At 71.7% G+C, this 16706-nt stretch carries 14 protein-coding genes; 5 read left to right on the top strand and 9 right to left on the bottom strand.

The features are described 5' to 3' along the window. Positions 1-15: 15 nt before the first annotated feature. The 6 genes from ABZ937_RS03625 to ABZ937_RS03600 all read right to left on the bottom strand — a co-directional run bounded on the left by ABZ937_RS03625 (position 16) and on the right by ABZ937_RS03600 (position 6754). Positions 16-1623, bottom strand: a complete 1608-nt coding sequence (locus tag ABZ937_RS03625) for a glycoside hydrolase family 13 protein (RefSeq protein WP_361685228.1) — start codon at positions 1621-1623, stop codon at positions 16-18. Positions 1624-1656: 33 nt separating this feature from the next. Then, the gene (locus ABZ937_RS03620; RefSeq protein WP_361685226.1) at positions 1657-2517 is read right to left on the bottom strand and encodes a carbohydrate ABC transporter permease; all 861 of its coding nucleotides are present in this window, start codon (positions 2515-2517) and stop codon (positions 1657-1659) included. Continuing rightward, positions 2514-3470 carry a sugar ABC transporter permease gene (locus ABZ937_RS03615; RefSeq protein WP_361685427.1) on the bottom strand — a complete coding sequence of 319 codons (957 nt, stop codon included), beginning with the start codon at positions 3468-3470 and terminating at the stop codon, positions 2514-2516. Before ABZ937_RS03615 ends, ABZ937_RS03620 begins: the two co-directional genes overlap by 4 nt. Before the next feature lie 5 nt (positions 3471-3475). Continuing rightward, a complete protein-coding gene (locus tag ABZ937_RS03610; protein ID WP_361685224.1) occupies positions 3476-4828 on the bottom strand; it encodes a sugar ABC transporter substrate-binding protein in 1353 nt (450 codons plus the stop codon). A 128-nt stretch (positions 4829-4956) separates the two neighbouring features. After that, on the bottom strand, positions 4957-5955 hold the full coding sequence (locus ABZ937_RS03605) for a LacI family DNA-binding transcriptional regulator (RefSeq protein ID WP_361685222.1): 999 nt from the start codon (positions 5953-5955) through the stop codon (positions 4957-4959). Positions 5956-6082: 127 nt separating this feature from the next. After that, a complete protein-coding gene (locus tag ABZ937_RS03600) occupies positions 6083-6754 on the bottom strand; it encodes a hypothetical protein (RefSeq protein WP_361685220.1) in 672 nt (223 codons plus the stop codon). 241 nt (positions 6755-6995) lie between these two features. Between ABZ937_RS03600 and ABZ937_RS03595 the strand changes: the two genes are divergently transcribed. Then, positions 6996-7652, top strand: coding sequence for a helix-turn-helix transcriptional regulator (locus ABZ937_RS03595; RefSeq protein WP_361685218.1), 657 nt, complete (start codon positions 6996-6998; stop codon positions 7650-7652). Between the two features lie 602 nt (positions 7653-8254). Then, the gene (locus tag ABZ937_RS03590; protein ID WP_361685216.1) at positions 8255-8485 is read left to right on the top strand and encodes a hypothetical protein; all 231 of its coding nucleotides are present in this window, start codon (positions 8255-8257) and stop codon (positions 8483-8485) included. Between the two features lie 74 nt (positions 8486-8559). Here the strand turns inward: ABZ937_RS03590 and ABZ937_RS03585 are convergent, their stop codons facing one another. Both ABZ937_RS03585 and ABZ937_RS03580 read right to left on the bottom strand, forming a co-directional pair. Beyond that, a complete protein-coding gene (locus ABZ937_RS03585) occupies positions 8560-9261 on the bottom strand; it encodes a 4'-phosphopantetheinyl transferase superfamily protein (protein ID WP_361685214.1) in 702 nt (233 codons plus the stop codon). Then, positions 9209-10114, bottom strand: a complete 906-nt coding sequence (locus tag ABZ937_RS03580; protein WP_361685212.1) for a metallophosphoesterase — start codon at positions 10112-10114, stop codon at positions 9209-9211. Before ABZ937_RS03580 ends, ABZ937_RS03585 begins: the two co-directional genes overlap by 53 nt. 274 nt (positions 10115-10388) lie before the next feature. Here ABZ937_RS03580 and ABZ937_RS03575 point away from each other — a divergent pair, with 274 nt between their 5' ends. Together ABZ937_RS03575 and ABZ937_RS03570 are read left to right on the top strand one after the other, a co-directional pair. After that, positions 10389-11501, top strand: a complete 1113-nt coding sequence (locus tag ABZ937_RS03575; RefSeq protein WP_361685210.1) for an ATP-grasp domain-containing protein — start codon at positions 10389-10391, stop codon at positions 11499-11501. A 162-nt stretch (positions 11502-11663) separates the two neighbouring features. Next, positions 11664-13352: a carbohydrate binding domain-containing protein gene (locus tag ABZ937_RS03570; protein ID WP_361685208.1), complete on the top strand. Its 1689-nt coding sequence runs from the start codon at positions 11664-11666 to the stop codon at positions 13350-13352. 53 nt (positions 13353-13405) lie between these two features. On the opposite strand, the gene ABZ937_RS03565 is transcribed toward ABZ937_RS03570, so the two are convergent. Further along, on the bottom strand, positions 13406-14743 hold the full coding sequence (locus ABZ937_RS03565) for a 6-phospho-beta-glucosidase (protein ID WP_361685206.1): 1338 nt from the start codon (positions 14741-14743) through the stop codon (positions 13406-13408). A 491-nt stretch (positions 14744-15234) separates the two neighbouring features. On the opposite strand from ABZ937_RS03565, the gene ABZ937_RS03560 reads away from it, so the two are divergent. Next, positions 15235-16635 carry a glycoside hydrolase family 16 protein gene (locus tag ABZ937_RS03560; protein WP_361685204.1) on the top strand — a complete coding sequence of 467 codons (1401 nt, stop codon included), beginning with the start codon at positions 15235-15237 and terminating at the stop codon, positions 16633-16635. Positions 16636-16706: the final 71 nt, after the last annotated feature.

Below are 16706 nucleotides of genomic sequence, written 5' to 3'. Positions count from 1 at the left end.
GCGTACGGGCGCGGCTCAGGCGCGCAGCCAGGCCGCCGTGTCCCGTGGCATCCGGCCGGTGTCGTCCAGCGGGCCGCTGCTGAGCAGGAGTCGGGAGTGCGCGGGGAGGTCGGCGGGCGTGGCCGCGAGGTTGACCACGCACAGCGCTCCGTCGGCGCGGGCGAAGGCGAGCACGCCGTCGGGGGCGGGCAGCCAGGTGAGCGGGCCGTCGCCGAACTCCGGGCGGAGGGCGAGGGCCTCGCGGTAGAGGGTCAGCATGGAGTGGGGGTCCCGCTCCTGGCGGTCGACCGCGTACGACGTCCAGTCGGCCGGCTGCGGCAGCCACGGCTCCTCCCGTGAGCCGAATCCCGCGTACGGCAGGCCCTCGGCCCAGGGCAGCGGCACGCGGCAGCCGTCCCGGCCGGGGTCGGTGCCCCGCGACCGGAAGTACATCGGGTCCTGGATGCAGTCGACCGGGATGTCGGCCTCCGGCAGACCCAGCTCCTCCCCCTGGTAGAGGTACACCACGCCGGGCAGCGCCAGCGACAGCAGGGCGGCGGCCCGGGCCCTGCGGGTGCCGAGCGCGAGATCGGTCGGCGTGCCGAAGGCCTTGGTGGCGAAGTCGAAGGCGGTGTCCTCGCGGCCGTACCGGGTGACCGTGCGGGTGACGTCGTGGTTGCACAGCACCCAGGTGGCCGGGGCGCCGACGGGGGCGTGCTCGGCGAGGGTGGTGTCGATCGAGGCGCGCAGCCGTGCCGGGTCCCAGGGGCAGGCCAGGAAGGAGAAGTTGAAGGCGGTGTGCAGTTCGTCGGGGCGCAGGTAGCGGGCGAAGCGCTCGGGGTCGGGGAGCCAGACCTCGCCGACGAAGACGCCGTCGTAGTCGTCGGCCACCCGCCGCCAGGAGCGGTAGATGTCGTGGAGTTCGTCGCGGTCCACGAACGGGTGCGGCTCCGGGTGCGCGGCGAGGCCGGGGAGGTCCGGGTCCTTGGCGAGGAGGGCCGCGGAGTCGATGCGGACGCCGGCGACGCCCCGCTCGAACCAGAACCGCAGGATGTCCTCGTGCTCCTGGCGGACGGCCGGGTGGGCCCAGTTGAGGTCGGGCTGCTCGGGGGTGAACAGGTGCAGGTACCAGTCGCCGTCGGGCAGCCGGGTCCACACCGGTTCGGTGGAGCCGGCGAACTGCGACGGCCAGTCGTTCGGCGGGAGTTCGCCGTCCGGACCGCGTCCGGGCCGGAAGTGGAACAGCTCGCGCTCGGGGCTGCCGGGCCCGGCGGCGAGTGCGGCCCGGAACCAGGGGTGCTGGTCGGACACGTGGTTGGGCACGATGTCGACGAGGGTGCGGATGCCCAGCTCCCCGGCCTCCGCGATGAGCTTCTCCGCCTCGGCGAGGGTGCCGAAGGCCGGGTCGATGGTCCGGTAGTCGGCGACGTCGTAGCCGCCGTCCTTCAGCGGGGACAGGTACCAGGGGGTGAACCACAGGGCGTCGACGCCGAGTTCGGCCAGGTACGGCAGCCGGGCGCGGACGCCCGCGAGGTCGCCGGTGCCGTCGCCGTCGCCGTCCGCGAAGCTGCGGACGTACACCTGGTAGATGACGGCGGAGCGCCACCAGTCGGGGTTGTTCGGGGCATGGGTGGGCTGTCCCACTGCGCTTGCCTTTCTCTGGACGGGGCGGGGGCGTCAGCCCTTGGTGCTGCCCGCGGTGATCCCGGCGATGATGTGCCGCTGGAAGACGAGGAACAGCGCCACCATCGGGATGCTCGCGATCACCATCGCGGCGATGAGCACGGTGAGCTGGATGTTCTGCGACAGCTGGACCAGGGCCACGCTGATCGGCTGTCTGCCGGTGTCGGAGAAGACCATCAGCGGCCACAGGAAGTCCTGCCAGACGGCGACCAGCGCGAAGATCGACACCACGCCGAGCACCGGCCGGGACATGGGCAGGACGACGGACCACAGGATCCGCAGCCGGCCGGCGCCGTCGATCTCGGCGGCCTCCAGCACATCGCGCGGCAGCTGGTCGAAGAACCGTTTGAGCAGGTAGAGGTTGAAGGCGTTGGCGACCGCCGGCAGCCAGATGGCGAGGGGGTCGTTGAGGAGGCCGAGGTCGGCCACCGTCAGATACTTCGGTACGACCAGGGCCTGCGCCGGCACCATGAGGGTGGCGAGGATGCCGCCGAGGATCACCTTGCCGAAGACGGGCCGCAGCTTGGACAGGGCGTAGGCCGCGGCCGTGCAGAACACCAGCTGGAACGCCCAGGCGCCGGCCGCCTGCACCACGGTGTTCCACAGGTGCCGCGGCAGCTGCATCAGCTCCCAGGCGTCGGTGTAGCCGCCGGTGTGCCAGTGCTTCGGAACCAGTGTCGGCGGGGTCCGGGCCACCTCGTCCGGGGACTTCAGCGCGCCGGTCACCATCCAGTACACGGGGAAGAGGAAGGCCAGCGCGAAGAGGACGACGGCAGCCGTGAACACCGTCCAGTAGACGGCCTTGCCGCGCGGGCGGGCGAGGGTGGCCGGGGAGATCAGGGTGCGGGTGCTCATGCGGTGTCCCCCTCGGAGCGGGTGAGCCGCAGATAGACCGCGGAGAAGGCGCCGAGCAGCAGCAGGAGCATCACGCTGAGGGCGCAGGCGCCGCCGAAGTCGTTGTAGAGGAAGGCGTACTTGTAGATGAGGTAGAGGACGGTGACGGTGGCGTTCTCCGGGCCGCCGCCGGTGATGACGAACGGTTCGGTGAACACCTGCATGGTGGCGATGATCTGAAGGAGCATCAGCATCAGGATCACGAACCGGGTCTGCGGGACCGTGACGTGCCGGATGCGCTGGATCAGGTTCGCGCCGTCCAGTTCGGCCGCCTCGTACAGCTCGCCGGGGATGGACTGGAGCGCGGCGAGGTAGATGAGGACGGTGCCGCCCAGGTTGGCCCAGGTGGCCACTATGACCAGGGAGATCAGTGCGGTGTCGGCGCCGTTGGACCAGTTCGAGGTGGGCAGGTGCAGGAAGCGCAGGGCCTCGTTGGCGAGGCCGGCGCCCGGGTCGTAGAACCACTTCCACAGCAGGGCGCTGACCACCGGCGGGATCATCACCGGCAGGTAGACCACGACCCGGAAGAACGCCTTGGCGTGCCGCAGTTCGTTGAGGACGAGGGCGAGCACGAAGGGGATCGCGAACCCGATGAGGAGGGCCAGCAGGGTGAAGGTGAGGGTGTTGCGCCAGGCGGCCGTGAACTCGGGGTCGTGCCAGACGCGGGTGAAGTTGGCGGTGCCGGCCCACTGGGGCTCGGAGCCGGGCGTGTACTTCTGGAAGGCGATGACGACCGCGCGGATCGCCGGGTACCAGGAGAACAGGGCGAAGCAGATCAGGCCGCCGAGGAGGAAGGCGTAGGCGCGGGCCTGGTCGGCGAGGCGGCGCCGCCTTGGGCCCCCTGCCGGAGGCGGCGCCGGGACCGGGTGGGCGGCGGCCTTCGTCGCGGTCCGCCGCTCGGCCGTCTTCGTCATCACGGTCAGCTCCGGGCCAGAATGCTGTCGATCTTTCCGGACGCGTCCTTGAGCAGCTGGTCGATGTCGGCGTCCTTCTCGGTGAGGACGGCGGAGACGGTGCCGTCGAGGACGGAGTAGATCTGCTGGGCGTTCGGCGGCTCGATCTTCATCCGGAGCTGCTGGTTGCCGTCGAGGAACGCCTGGTAGTTCTCCACCGGGACGTTGGCATCGGCCTTCTTGGCCTTCTGGTCCTCGGCGTCCGCGGCACCGGTGAACAGGCGCGGTTCGGGCAGGCCGACGGGGGCGTCGTTCTTCTTGGCGCGGGCGTAGTCGCCGAGGAAGCCCTTGCCCGGGGTGAGGAACATGTGGTCGAGCCACTTCAGGCCGGCGCGGATCTGGGCGGGCGTGTCGTGCTTGTTGAACATGTAGCCGTCGCCGCCGATGAGGGTGCCCCTGCCGCCCGGCATGGGGGCGAGAGCGAGGTCCTTGTAGCTGCTGCCCTTCTCCTTGACCAGGATCGGGATGTTGTCGGGGGCGGCGAGATACATGCCGAGCTTGCCGGAACCCATCATCTGCTGCACGTCGTTGATGACGAGGAGCTGCTTGCTGCCCATGGAGTCGTCCGTCCACCGCATGTCGTGCAGGTTCTGCAGGACGGCGTGGCCCTCGGGGGTGTCGATGGCGGCCTTCTTCCCGTCCGCGTCGACGACGTCGCCGCCCTGGGAGTACAGCTCGGCGGTGAAGTGCCAGCCGCCCTGGTTCTGCGCGCTGTAGTCGGCGTAGCCGACCGTGCCGTTGCCCAGGGCGGCGATCCTCTTGGCGGCGGCGCGGACCTCGTCCCAGGTCGCCGGCGGCCTGTCGGGGTCCAGGCCGGCCTTCTCGAACAGCTTGCGGTTGTAGATCAGCCCCATGCTGTATCCGGTGCGGGGTATGCCGTAGACCTTGCCGTCCACCGTGTAGATGTCCCGCAGCTGCTTCTGGAGGGTGGCGTAGCTCTTCAGTTCCTTGAGGTACGGAGTGAGGTCGGCCGCCTGGTGGATGTCGACGACATGCCGGGCGTCGGTGAAGTACGTGTAGAACACGTCCTCCATCTGGCCGCCGGCGAGCTTGGCGTCGAAGGTCTTCGGGTCCTGGCAGGGGAAGGCGTCGTGCGCGACGACGTCGATGTCCGGGTTGTCCTTCTCGAAGGAGGCGATGTCGTCCTCGAAGAAGCCGCGGTCGACCTTGGCGCTCCGGGGCGGCTCGCAGTTGACGGTGATGCGGGTCTTGCCGCTCGCCGCATCGCCGTCACCGGACCCGCAGGCGGTGACGGCGAGGGCGAGGGAGGAACAGACGCCGATCGCGACGACGGTACGGCGGAACCCGGTGCTTCTCATCGGTGGACCCCTCATGGCACTCATGGCAGGAGCGGTGGGCGCCGCACACTCAAGCACCACCGACAGCGCGACGCAAGATGTCGCGCAGAATCTGAAATTGTTCGACAGTGGGTTGGATCTTCTGATGCTCAGCCGCGCGGGGCTTGCGCGGTGGAGCCGCGCACCACCAGTTCCGGCTCGAAGAGCAGCTCCTCGGCGGGCACGGCGGTGCCGCCGATCTGCGCGTTCAGCAGCTCCACGGCCGCGCGTCCCATGGCCTCGATGGGCTGGCGGACCGTGGTCAGCGGGGGCTCGGTGCAGTTCATGAACGCCGAGTCGTCGTAGCCGACGACGGAGATCCGGCCCGGGACGTCGTACCCCTTGCGGCGGGCCGCCCGGATCGCGCCGAGCGCGAGCGGGTCGGAGGCGCAGATGATGCCGGTGACGCCCCGGTCGATCAGCCGGGAGGCGGCGGCGTGACCGCCCTCGATGGAGAACATGGCCCGCGCGACGGACTCCTCCGGCAGATCCCCGGCGACGGCCCGGGCGGCGGCCAGTTTGCGCGCCGAGGGCACGTGGTCGCCGGGGCCGAGGACCAGGCCGATGCGCTCGTGGCCGAGCGAGGCCAGATGCCGCCAGGCCTGCTCGACGGCGACGGCGTCGTCGCAGGACACGGCCGGGAAGCCGAGGTGCTCGATGGCCGCGTTGACCAGCACGACCGGGATGTTGCGCTCGGCGAGCAGCCGGTAGTGGTCGTGCGGCGCGTCGGCCTGGGCGTACAGGCCGCCGGCGAAGACCACGCCGGAGACCTGCTGCTGGAGCAGCAGCTCGACGTAGTCCGCCTCCGACACGCCGCCCTTGGTCTGCGTGCACAGCACCGGGGTCAGCCCCAGCTGGGCCAGCGCACCGCCGATGACCTCGGCGAACGCCGGGAAGATGGGGTTCTGCAGCTCGGGCAGGACGAGACCGACGAGCCGGGCGCGCTCACCGCGCAGCTGGGTGGGGCGCTCGTAGCCGAGGACGTCGAGGGCCGTCAGCACCGCCTGCCGGGTGGCTTCGGAGACTCCGGGTTTGCCGTTGAGCACCCGGCTGACCGTGGCCTCACTGACCCCGACCTTCTTCGCCACTTCCGCAAGTCGTCGCGTCATGACCGCAAGCGTAGCGCAATTAACGCAAGCGGCTTGCGTAAAGCGGGGCGTGTTCGCCGGGTGCGCTCGGGGCGGTCCCGCCCGCCGGCCCGGCGCCGCCGGCGACCTGAACGCCGACGGTGCCGGGTCAGCTCTCGGGCGACGGGACGACCGTGAGGTGCGAGGCCGCGCCCCGCGGGCGGCGCGGACGGCGCACCGGCGCGGCGGGCCGGCGCGGGTCGCGCAGGACCATCGTCAGGCGGCGGTAGCCCAGCTCGCGCAGCGGCTGCGGCGACTCCTCGACGATGCGGCACTCCGTGCGCCCGCGGCGCGGGTCCGGGTGGTGCAGGAGGCGCACGGCGCCGTCGAGGCGGGTCGCGTCCTCACCGACGGCGCGGATCCAGTGCGGCAGGCCCTGCCGGTAGGCGGCCTCCATGATGGGGTCCTGGGCGATGTCCCGGCGCAGCGCCTGGAGTTCGTGGTCGTGCCCGTACGTCTCCAGGGCGGACCGGAGGTGGGCCAGCATCGGCAGGCACCAGCCCGGCTCGTGCTCGCCGAGGACCTCCCCCGCGTCGGGGTGGAACAGGACGAAGCGCAGGAAGTTCTCCCCCGGCATGGCCGTCGGATGGGGGCGCACTCCGCAGAAAAGTGTCTCGAATGCGCTGTTGGTCATGACCACGTTCCAGTTGCGGTCGACGACCAGCGACGGACAGGTCAGGTACTCCAGCAGCGCCCCGTAGTCCTGGAGGTACGCCTGGGTCTCGCAGGTCTCGGGGACGGGCCGCGGTGCCGGCCGCTGCCCTCCTGCCTGATGTGCCATCGGGAGGTCACCCCTCTTGCCTCTGCGGCCTTTCTCGCGGCGATGCGATCCTGCTGCCCAGGCAAGAGTCATGTCAACTATCGTGGCATTTCATGCCGGTTGACGGCTGAAATTCGCCACAGTTGTGGCGACACCTGGATGTGGGTTCGAGACACCGGCTACTCTCCGGGAAGTTCACGGCGATCGCTCGTGAGAAGCACGGACGCATCTGAAGCCCTCTCAAGACGTAGGAGTTCTGTCGGTGACGGATGGCTACGAGGATCCGGGCGCCTCGGCGACCGCCCAGCTGCCGGCCGTCGTCGCCCGCGTCACCGCGCTCGCCGACCGCCTCGGCGTCCCGCATGCCGAGGTCTTCGACATCGGGCGGCTCTCCAGCGCCTGCGGCGTGCCGGAGCCGGTGGTCAGGGCCCTGCTCAGCGGTCGGCCCGCGGGCGAGCCGGACGTCCAGGCCCGCTTCCTGCAGCGCCTGGACCTGCTGCGCCGCACCCGGTTGAAGCCGGGCGGGCGGCGGTACACCCAGCAGGAGATCGCCGACGGCGCGGGCATGTCCCGGCAGCAGGCCGGCGCCCTCATCAACGGCGACCGGCGGCCCACCATGGAGCACTGCGACGCCCTGCAGCGCTTCTTCCGGGTGCACGCCGGCTTCCTCACCGCGGAGGATCCCGAGGCGCTGGCGGGCGCGCTCCAGCGCACCGAGCAGGAGCTGCTGCAGAAGCTCGCGGACCGGGAGCGGGCCGCCGCCCAGACCGCGGAGGATCCGCTGGAGCGGCTGCTGCAGGACCACGGCGTGCGCGGAATCGCCTGGCGTGCCGCCCAGTTGCCCACCGACCAGCACCGGGACAAGGTCGCGGAGTGGCTCGACATGCTCCTGGAGAGCGTCAAGCGGCCTGAGGCGTGAGCCGGGCGAGCACTGCGGGCCCCGGCAGGGGCATGCGCCGGCTGCGCGACGAGCCGGTGGGCGGGCTCTGGCGGGATCCGACCGCCCGGGACGTCGCCGGGGTGGAGGAACGCACCGCTGCAGACGACCAGTTGATGAACCTGGGCCATCGGCTGTCATCAGGTGGCGGTGCGGCGGGGCGCGGCCCGCGCCCGCTTCGGCCTCGCCGAGGTGCGGGAGGCCGAGCCCTTCGGACTGCCCCCGGCCGGCAAGTGCCGTGAGCGGCCGATCGGTTCGGTGCCGCGCGTCCCGGTACGGCGGGCCGGCGTGGCCGGTTGCACCGAGGCGTCTCTGAGGTACCCGGGACCGCGAGGCGGGACCGGGCCCCGCTGCCCGGTGGCGTCACGGGCGGCTCGCGGTCCGGCGGGTCCCCCGACCGGCCTGGGCGGGACTGCGTCAAGGGGCTTGCGGTGCGGTTCCGCCTCCGCTGAGCGGGCTAACCGGCGCGGAGCCGGACGGCGTTGTCAGTGGGGGGCGGCAAGCTGGGGGGTGTGCGCCGTGCCACGCGGTGCACGGCGCCGCAGGGCGCGTGACCGTGACGCCTATTCGGGGAGAGCCGACCGATGCCCACCGCCGTACTGACCGACCGTGAGCGTGCTGCCGTCCAGGCCTATCTGCGGCTGCTCCATACGGTGCGCGCCGCCTTCGACGGGCCACCGGACGACGTCCGGCCCGCCGTCGTCCCGCCCGTCGTGCTCGCCGAGGCGGAGCAGGCGCTGACCCGGGCGGGACTCGCGGGCAACGAGGAGGAGTTCTTCCGGCTGCTGCGTGACTGGTGCCCGCCGCCCGCCTGAGCACCCTGACGGGTGCCCACCGCCGCCGTCGGCGGAGCGACTCTGCGACGGCGGCGGGCGGGCGCGTGCCGCGGTCAGGGGCGCGACGGGGCGGCGGAGGGGTGCGGTATGACGACGGACGTGGCCACCACGCCGTCCCGTACGACCCACCGGCCCTCGAACACCTGCAACGGCCGGCCGCCGACCAGGGGGCCGGGGACGAGGAGTTCGGCGCGCAGGGTGCCGCACGCCCCGTCGTCGCCGTCCGGGGCCAGGGTTATGTCGGCCTCGGAGAAGTCCAGCCACTTACGGGTGAGCGGGAACCACGCCTTGTAGACGGACTCCTTGGCGCTGAACAGCATCCGGTCCCAGTGCACGGCCGGCCGGCGCTCGGCCATCCGGTCGAGCCGCGCGGACTCGGCGGGCAGGAAGACGGCGGGGCCGACGCCCTCGGGGAGCGGCCCGTGCGGTTCGGCGTCGATGCCGACGGAGACGAGGTCGGCGGCGCGGACCAGCACGGCGGCGCAGTAGCCGTCGCAGTGCGTCATGCTGCCGACCACCCCGGCCGGCCAGCGCGGCGCGCCCCGCTCGCCGCTGAGCACGGCCTGCGGCGGCACGCCGAGCTTCTCCATGGCGCGCCGGGCGCAGCCGCGTACGGCGGCGAACTCACGGCGCCGCTTGGCCACCGCGCGCGCGACGAGCGCCTCCTCCTCCGGGTAGAGCGGGGCGTCCCACAGCGGGTCGTCAGCGTGCGCCTCCACGGCCACGACCGACTCCGGGAGCAGCTCCTCGATCACCTGCTTCGACCTCCATCGGCAGGACGCGGCGCAGCCTTCCCGGGGGATCCGGGCGCTTGCGCCACTCGCGCGGGTATCCGACGGAGACCTCCATGAAGCGGACTCCGTCGTGCCAGGTGGTGCGGGGGATGTGCAGATGGCCGTAGACCATGGTGGCGACCCGGAACCGGCGGTGCCAGTCAGCGGTCAGCGTGGTGCCGCACCACATGGCGAACTCGGGGTGCCACAGGACCTCGGTGGGGTGCCGGTCCAGCGGCCAGTGGCCGGTCAGCACGGTCGGGAGGTCCTCGGGCAGCTCGGCGAGCCTGCGCTCGGTCTCGGCGACCCGCGCCCGGCACCATGCCTCACGGGTCGGGTAGGGGTCGGGGTGCAGCAGGAACTCGTCGTTGCAGACGATGCCCGTGCTCTCCGCGTAGGCCAGGCCCTCCGCCTTGGTGGAGCTGCCGGCCGGCAGGTACGAGTAGTCGTACAGCAGGAAGAGCGGGGCGACGACGACCGGGCCGCCGGCGCCGCGCCACACCGGGTAGGGGTCCTCGGGGGTGACGACGCCCAGCTCGCGGCACACCTCGACCAGGTGCTCGTAGCGGGCGACGCCGCGCAGGGTGACCGGGTCGCTCGGATGGGTCCACAGCTCGTGGTTGCCGGGCGCCCAGATCACCTTGCGGAAGCGGCGCGCGAGTGTGCCGAGGGCCCAGCGGATGTCGGCGACGGTCTCCGCGACGTCACCGGCCACGATCAGCCAGTCCTCGTCGCTCTCGGGTCGCATGCCCTCGATGAGGGCGCGGTTCTCCGGGTAGCTGATGTGCAGGTCGCTGATGGCCAGCAGCTGTCCGGCCCCGGCCGTCGACTCCACCCGCGCACCCCTTCCGATCATCCGATGCCACAACAAGAACACATGGACGGTGCCATGGACAAGTGGTTCCGTCACCGCGTGTCCCCGCCGGGCGCCGGACCCCCTCGGATCCGTAACACTCGCGTTGCACGAGGGGCCTCCCGATAGCCGTATGATCGCCCCAACACCGGCGCCCCTAATTCCCTTTCGTACAGGGCCGTTTGGTGACCCTTCCTCCCTCCTGCCCGGGCACGGGCCGCTCCGCCCTGCCCGCACACCCCGAAAGGCGGCCTGCATGCTCTCTCGCGTACGCGTCTGGCTCAACCGCACGTACGCGGAGAACGTGTTCTTCATGGATCAGCTGCGGAGAAATCCCAGTGATCGCGCGGTCGAGATCCATGCCACGCACGGCGACCCCGACTCCCCCGTGCTGGCCGCCGCCGACACCGCCGACCTGGAGCCGGAGGGCCTGTCCCCGGCGGCTTACGTCGAGTACGCCCTCGACCAGTGCGTCCGGCGCGGCATCGACGTCTTCGTGCCCCGGCTGCACCAGTCCGCGATCGTGGCGCACCGGTCCGAGTTCGCGGCGGCCGGTACGGCGCTGCTGGCGCCCACGCCGGAGGCGGTCGCCGTGTTCGAGGACAAGGCGACGGCGTACGAGGCGGTGCGCTCGGTGGGTGTTCCGGTGCCGCCGTGGTGGCGGGTCCGGACGGCGGACGAACTCGTCGCGGCGGTGGACGAGTTGGAGGCGTCCGGGCACCGTGCGTGCTTCAAGCCGGCGGCCGGCGCGGGCGGGGTGGGCTTCCGGATGATCACCCGGTCCCCCTTCTCGCTGTCGCACCTGAACGGGTTCCCGGGCCCGTACGTCCAGCTCGACCTGGTCGTGGAGGCGCTGCGGCGGGCCGGGGAGCCCGTGGACTGGCTGGTGATGCCTCGTCTGGAGCAGCCCGAGGTGTCCGTCGACTGCCTGACCGGACCGGACAACCGGGTGCGGCTCGCGGTGGGCCGCACGAAGAACGGCCGCCGCCGGGGCTTCACCTTGGACGAGCGGTGGCTGGCGCCGGCCCGGCTGATCGCGGAGGGTTTCGGGCTGCACCATCTGTCCAACATCCAGTTCCGGATGCTGGGCGACCGCCCGGTGCTGCTGGATGTCAACACCAGGCCCGCCGGGGGCCTGCATCAGCTGTCGCTCTGTGGGGTGAACGCCCCCTGGGCGGCCGTGCGGTTGGCGCTGGGCGAGGACCCGGGGGTGATCGAGCCGCCGTTCCTGGGCCAGGACTACACGGTGGTGTCGGGGCCGCGTCCACTGGCGCCTGCGGCGCTTCCGCGGCAGAGGGTCGACTCGGCCGACGTGCTGTTGCCGGCCGTACCGGCACCTGCGCAGGCGGCTCAGGTTCTGCCGCTCTAGACCGTACGCCGGTCGCGTGGGCGCGACGAGCCGCCTCCACCGGTATGGACCAATTCCGCACTTCTCCTTGACACACGGATTGGTCCATACCAAATTCAGTGGCGCACCAGGTTCCGCACTCCCCTGCACTCCCGAACACCCCCATCCCCACAGGGAGATCGCGTGCGCGACACACTCGGGCGTTCCAGACGCCGGCTTCTCGCTCTGCTCGGCTCCGCGGCCCTCGCCCTCGGCGGGGCCGTCGCCCTCCCCGGTACGGCCCACGCGGCCAACGTCCTGGCCAACCCCGGCTTCGAGTCGGGCGGCCTGTCCCCCTGGACCTGCACCGGCAACCTCGGTTCGGTCGTCTCCTCCCCCGCGCACGGCGGCACCAAGGCCCTGCAGGGCGCGGTGACGTCGAGCGACAACGCGCAGTGCAGCCAGACGGTCGCCGTCCAGCCGAACACGACGTACACCCTCAGCGGCTGGGTGCGCGGCAGCTACGTGTACCTCGGCGTGAACGGCGGCGCCTCCACCTGGACCTCGTCCCCGTCGGCGTACAGCCAGCTCAGCGTCTCCTTCACCACCGGCGCCGCGCAGACCAGCGCCACCGTCTACGTGCACGGCTGGTACGCCCAGGGCAGCTACTACGCCGACGACATCAGCCTGGACGGACCGGGCGGCGGAGGCGGCGGCGGCGACACCCAGGCACCGACCGCGCCCGGCGCGCTCACCTCCACCGGCAAGACGTCGTCGAGCGTGTCACTGAAGTGGAACGCGGCCACGGACGACGTGGGCGTGACGGCGTACGACATCTACAGCGGGGCCAACCAGCTGCTCAGTGTCTCGGGGACGTCCGCCACGGTCAGCGGGCTGTCGCCGAGCACGAGCTACACCTTCACCGTGAAGGCGCGCGACGCGGCCGGGAACACCTCGCCCGCCTCCAACTCCGTGACCGTGACGACCGATGCGGGCAGCGGCGGCGGGACCGGCTTCAAGCAGGCGGCGCCGTACCTCTACGAGGGCTGGGGTGATCCGCCGAGCCCGACGACGGTGATGAGCGCGACCGGGGCCAAGTGGTTCACGATGGCGTTCGTGCTGGACTCCGGCGGCTGCACCCCGGCCTGGGACGGCAGCCGGGCGCTGACCGGCGGTGTGGACCAGACGGCTATCAACCAGATCCGCTCCGCGGGCGGTGACGTCGTCCCGTCGTTCGGCGGCTGGCAGGGCAGCAAGCTCGGCGCCAACTGCTCCTCCGCGAGCGCGCTCGCCGGGGCGATCCAGAAGGTGATCGACGCCTACGGCCTGAAGGCCATCGACTTCGACATCGAGAACACCGACGAGTTCGAGAACGAGGCCGTCCAGGCGAAGATCCTCACCGCGCTGAAGACGGTCAAGGCCAACAACCCGGGCCTGAGGACCATCGTCACCTTCGGCACGTCCACCACCGGCCCGACGTACTACGGCAACCGGCTCATCGAGCAGGCGCAGTCGCTCGGCGCGAACATCGACGTGTTCACCATCATGCCGTTCGACTTCGGCGGCGGTTCGGACATGTACGGCAACACGGTGAACGCGGCGGAGGGGCTCAAGAACAAGCTGAAGTCCACCTTCGGCTGGGACGACGCGACCGCCTACGCCCACATCGGCATCTCCGGCATGAACGGCCTGTCCGACCAGCAGGAGACGACGACTGCGGCGATCTGGACGCAGATCCGGGACTGGGCGAACGCGCACCACATCGCGCGGCTCGCGTTCTGGTCCGTCAACCGTGACCGGCCGTGCCCGGGCGGCGGTGTCGCCGAGAACTGCTCCGGCATCAGCCAGAGCAACTGGCAGTTCACCTCGATCACGGCCGGCTTCACCGGCTGACGCACAGGGGTGACGTACGGCGGAGGGCCGCTCGGCGGAGCGGCCCTCCGCGCTCACGCGAGGTAGGCCAGGCCCGGGTGGACCTCGGTGTAGCGCTCGACCAGCCTGCGGGCGACGGTGACCGAGTCGACCAGCGGATGCAGTGCGAACGCCTTCACGGCGGTCGCCCGGGAGCCCGACCCGGCGGCGGCGAGCACCTCCCGCTCGACGGCCTTGACCGAGCACACCAGGCCGGTGGCATGGCCGGGCAGCGGATCGGCGGCGAGCGGGTGGGCGCCGTTCGCGTCGACCAGGCACGGGACCTCGACGACCGCGTCGGCATCGAGGACGGACAGGGTGGAGCGGTTGCGGACGTTGAGGATCAGGGTGGTGCGTTCGTCGCGGGCGACGGCCCGCATCAGGGCGAGCGCCACCTTCTCGTACCCGCCCGACAGGTCGTCGGCCTCGCGTTCGCCCGCGCCGGCGCTCTCCCGGTTCTCGGCCATGTAGGTCGCCTCGCGCTCGGCGCGGGTGCGGTCCCAGGTGTGCAGGGCGGAGACGCCGGGATCGGCCGCCTGCTCGTAGAACGTGGCCTGCTGGTCGCGCAGGAAGGCACCGCGGGTCTGCCCGGCCTCCCGGTAGGCGCGGACGGTCTCCCGGTTGAAGTAGTAGTAGTGCAGGTACTCGTTGGGGATCGCGCCGAGCGACCGCAGCCAGTCGGTGCCGAACAGCCGGCCCTCCTCGAACGAGCCGAGCAGCGCCGGGTCGGCGAGCAGGCGCGGGAGTTCGTCGCGTCCCGCGACGCGCAGGCCGCGCACCCAGCCGAGGTGGTTGAGGCCGACGTAGTCGACGAAGGCCTCCTTCGGGCCGACGCCGAGGACCCGGGCGATACGGCGGCCGAGGCCGACCGGCGAGTCGCAGATGCCGATGACGCGATCACCGAGGTGGCGGGACATGGCCTCGGTGACCAGGCCGGCCGGATTGGTGAAGTTGATGACCCAGGCGTCCGGGGCGAGGCGGGCCACGCGCCGGGCGATGTCGACGGCGACGGGGACCGTGCGCAGCCCGTAGGCGATCCCGCCCGCGCCGACGGTCTCCTGGCCCAGCACGCCCTCCGCGAGCGCGACCCGTTCGTCGTCCGCCCTTCCCTCCAGGCCTCCGACGCGGATCGCCGAGAAGACGAAGTCCGCGCCGCGCAGGGCCTCGTCCAGATCGGTGGTGGCGATCACGGTGGGCGCGTCGGGGATCCCGGCGGCCTGCTCCGCCAGTACCCGGGTCACCGCACGCAGCCGGCGGTCGTCCAGGTCGTGCAGGACGACCTCGGTGACCCGCCCCTCGGCGTGGTCGGCCAGCAGCGCGCCGTACACCAGCGGCACCCGGAATCCGCCGCCACCCAGAATCGTCAGCCTCACGCCCGCACCTTCCTTCCCACCCGCACCCTTCTAGCAGATCGGGCACCGGAGCAGGACGACAACGGTGGCGCGGCTCGGGCCCACGCCGTCAAGGCCGTCCGGACGGGAAACGCCATGTGCCGTTCACAGCTTGCCGCCGAACCGGTCGGCGGTGGGGAAGCAGCGTTCGAAGAAGGCCGCCTTGCCGATGTGGTCGTCCTGGGGGCTGGTGAAGGTGAAGTCGTCGGCGTAGAGGGGCCGGGCGCAGGCTCCCGGCGGGCGGCGGCACCGCGTGTCCGCCCGGAATCGCGGGAGGCCGACAGCGCGGTCCGAGCCGGCATGGCGGCTTCAGCCGGTGAACTCGCTTGTGTCGCAAGGAGTTTCCTTGCTTCAAGCCTTGACGGCCACGGGGGTGGGGAGCACATTGGCGGCACGTTGAGAGCGCTCTCAGGCGTGCGTGTGGGAGCGCTCTCATGAAACCTCCCGCACACCCCCGTACCGAGAGGCTCCCCATGTACGCATCCTCCGGCAGCCCCAGGCCCAGACCCCGCCCGCTGCGGCGCGCGCTCGTCGCCGCCGTGGCCACGCTCGGTCTGGCCGTGGCCGTCGCCACGGCCGCCACCGCACCCGCCGACGCCTCCGTGCCCACCCCGCCCTCGGGCTGGACGCAGGTCTTCGCGGACGACTTCGACGGCGCGGCCGGCTCCGGCGTCGACACGGCGGACTGGCAGTACGACACCGGGACGTCGTACCCCGGCGGCGCCGCCAACTGGGGCACCGGCGAGGTCGAGACGATGACGTCCGGCACCGGCAACGTCTCGCTGGACGGGAACGGCAACCTGCTCATCACCCCGCGCCGTGACGCCTCCGGCAACTGGACGTCGGGCCGTATCGAGACCAACCGCACCGACTTCCGGCCACCGGCGGGCGGGAAGCTGCGGGTCCAGGCCCGGATCCAGTTGCCGAACGTCACCGGCGCCGCCGCCAAGGGCTACTGGCCGGCGTTCTGGATGCTCGGCGCGCCGTTCCGCGGCAACTACTGGAACTGGCCGGGAATCGGCGAGCTGGACATCATGGAGAACGTCCAGGGACTGAACACCGACTGGGCCACGATGCACTGCGGCACCAGCCCGGGCGGCCCGTGCAACGAGACCTCCGGCATCGGCAACTCCACCTCCTGCACCGGCAGCACCTGTCAGGCCGGGTTCCACACCTACGCGATGGAATGGGACCGCTCGACCAGCCCCGAGGAGATCCGCTTCTCCCTCGACGGCGTCGGCTTCCACACGGTCAAAGCCACCCAGGTCGACGCGACGACCTGGGCCAACGCCACCGACCACGGCTTCTTCATCATCCTGAACGTGGCGATGGGCGGCGGCTTCCCGGCCGCGTTCGGCGGCGGCCCGGACGGCGGGACGGAGCCCGGCCACCCCATGGTCGTGGACTACGTGCAGGTCCTGCAGTCCTCCGGCGGCGGCACCACTCCCCCGCCGTCCGGCAACCGGAACGCCTACAGCGCCGTCCAGGCCGAGTCCTACGACAGCCAGTCCGGGATCAGCACCGAGACCACCACGGACACGGGCGGCGGGCAGGACATCGGATACATCGCCAACGGCGACTGGGCGCTGTACAAGGGGGTCGACTTCGGTCCGACCGCGGCGAGGCAGTTCTCCGCGCGGGTCGCGAGCGGTGCGGCGAACGGGGTCAGCGGACTGGTGGAGGTGCGCCTGGACAGCCGCGGCAACGCGCCCATCGGCAGCTTCGCCGTCGCCGGTACGGGCGGCTGGCAGTCCTGGCGGACGGTCCCGGCGAACATCGGCGCGGTGACCGGCACGCACGACGTCTATCTCACCTTCACCAGCGGCCAGCCGGCCGACTTCGTGAACGTGAACTGGTTCACCTTCGGGCACTGACAGCGGCCGGCGAACCGGGCGGCGGCGCGCGGGAGTTGACCTTCACGTATACGTCAACCCCTAGCGTCGCC

This window comes from Streptomyces sp. NPDC046727 (assembly GCF_040645635.1).
Lineage (GTDB): Bacteria > Actinomycetota > Actinomycetes > Streptomycetales > Streptomycetaceae > Streptomyces.
This window is presented reverse-complemented; position numbering and strand designations above follow the sequence as displayed.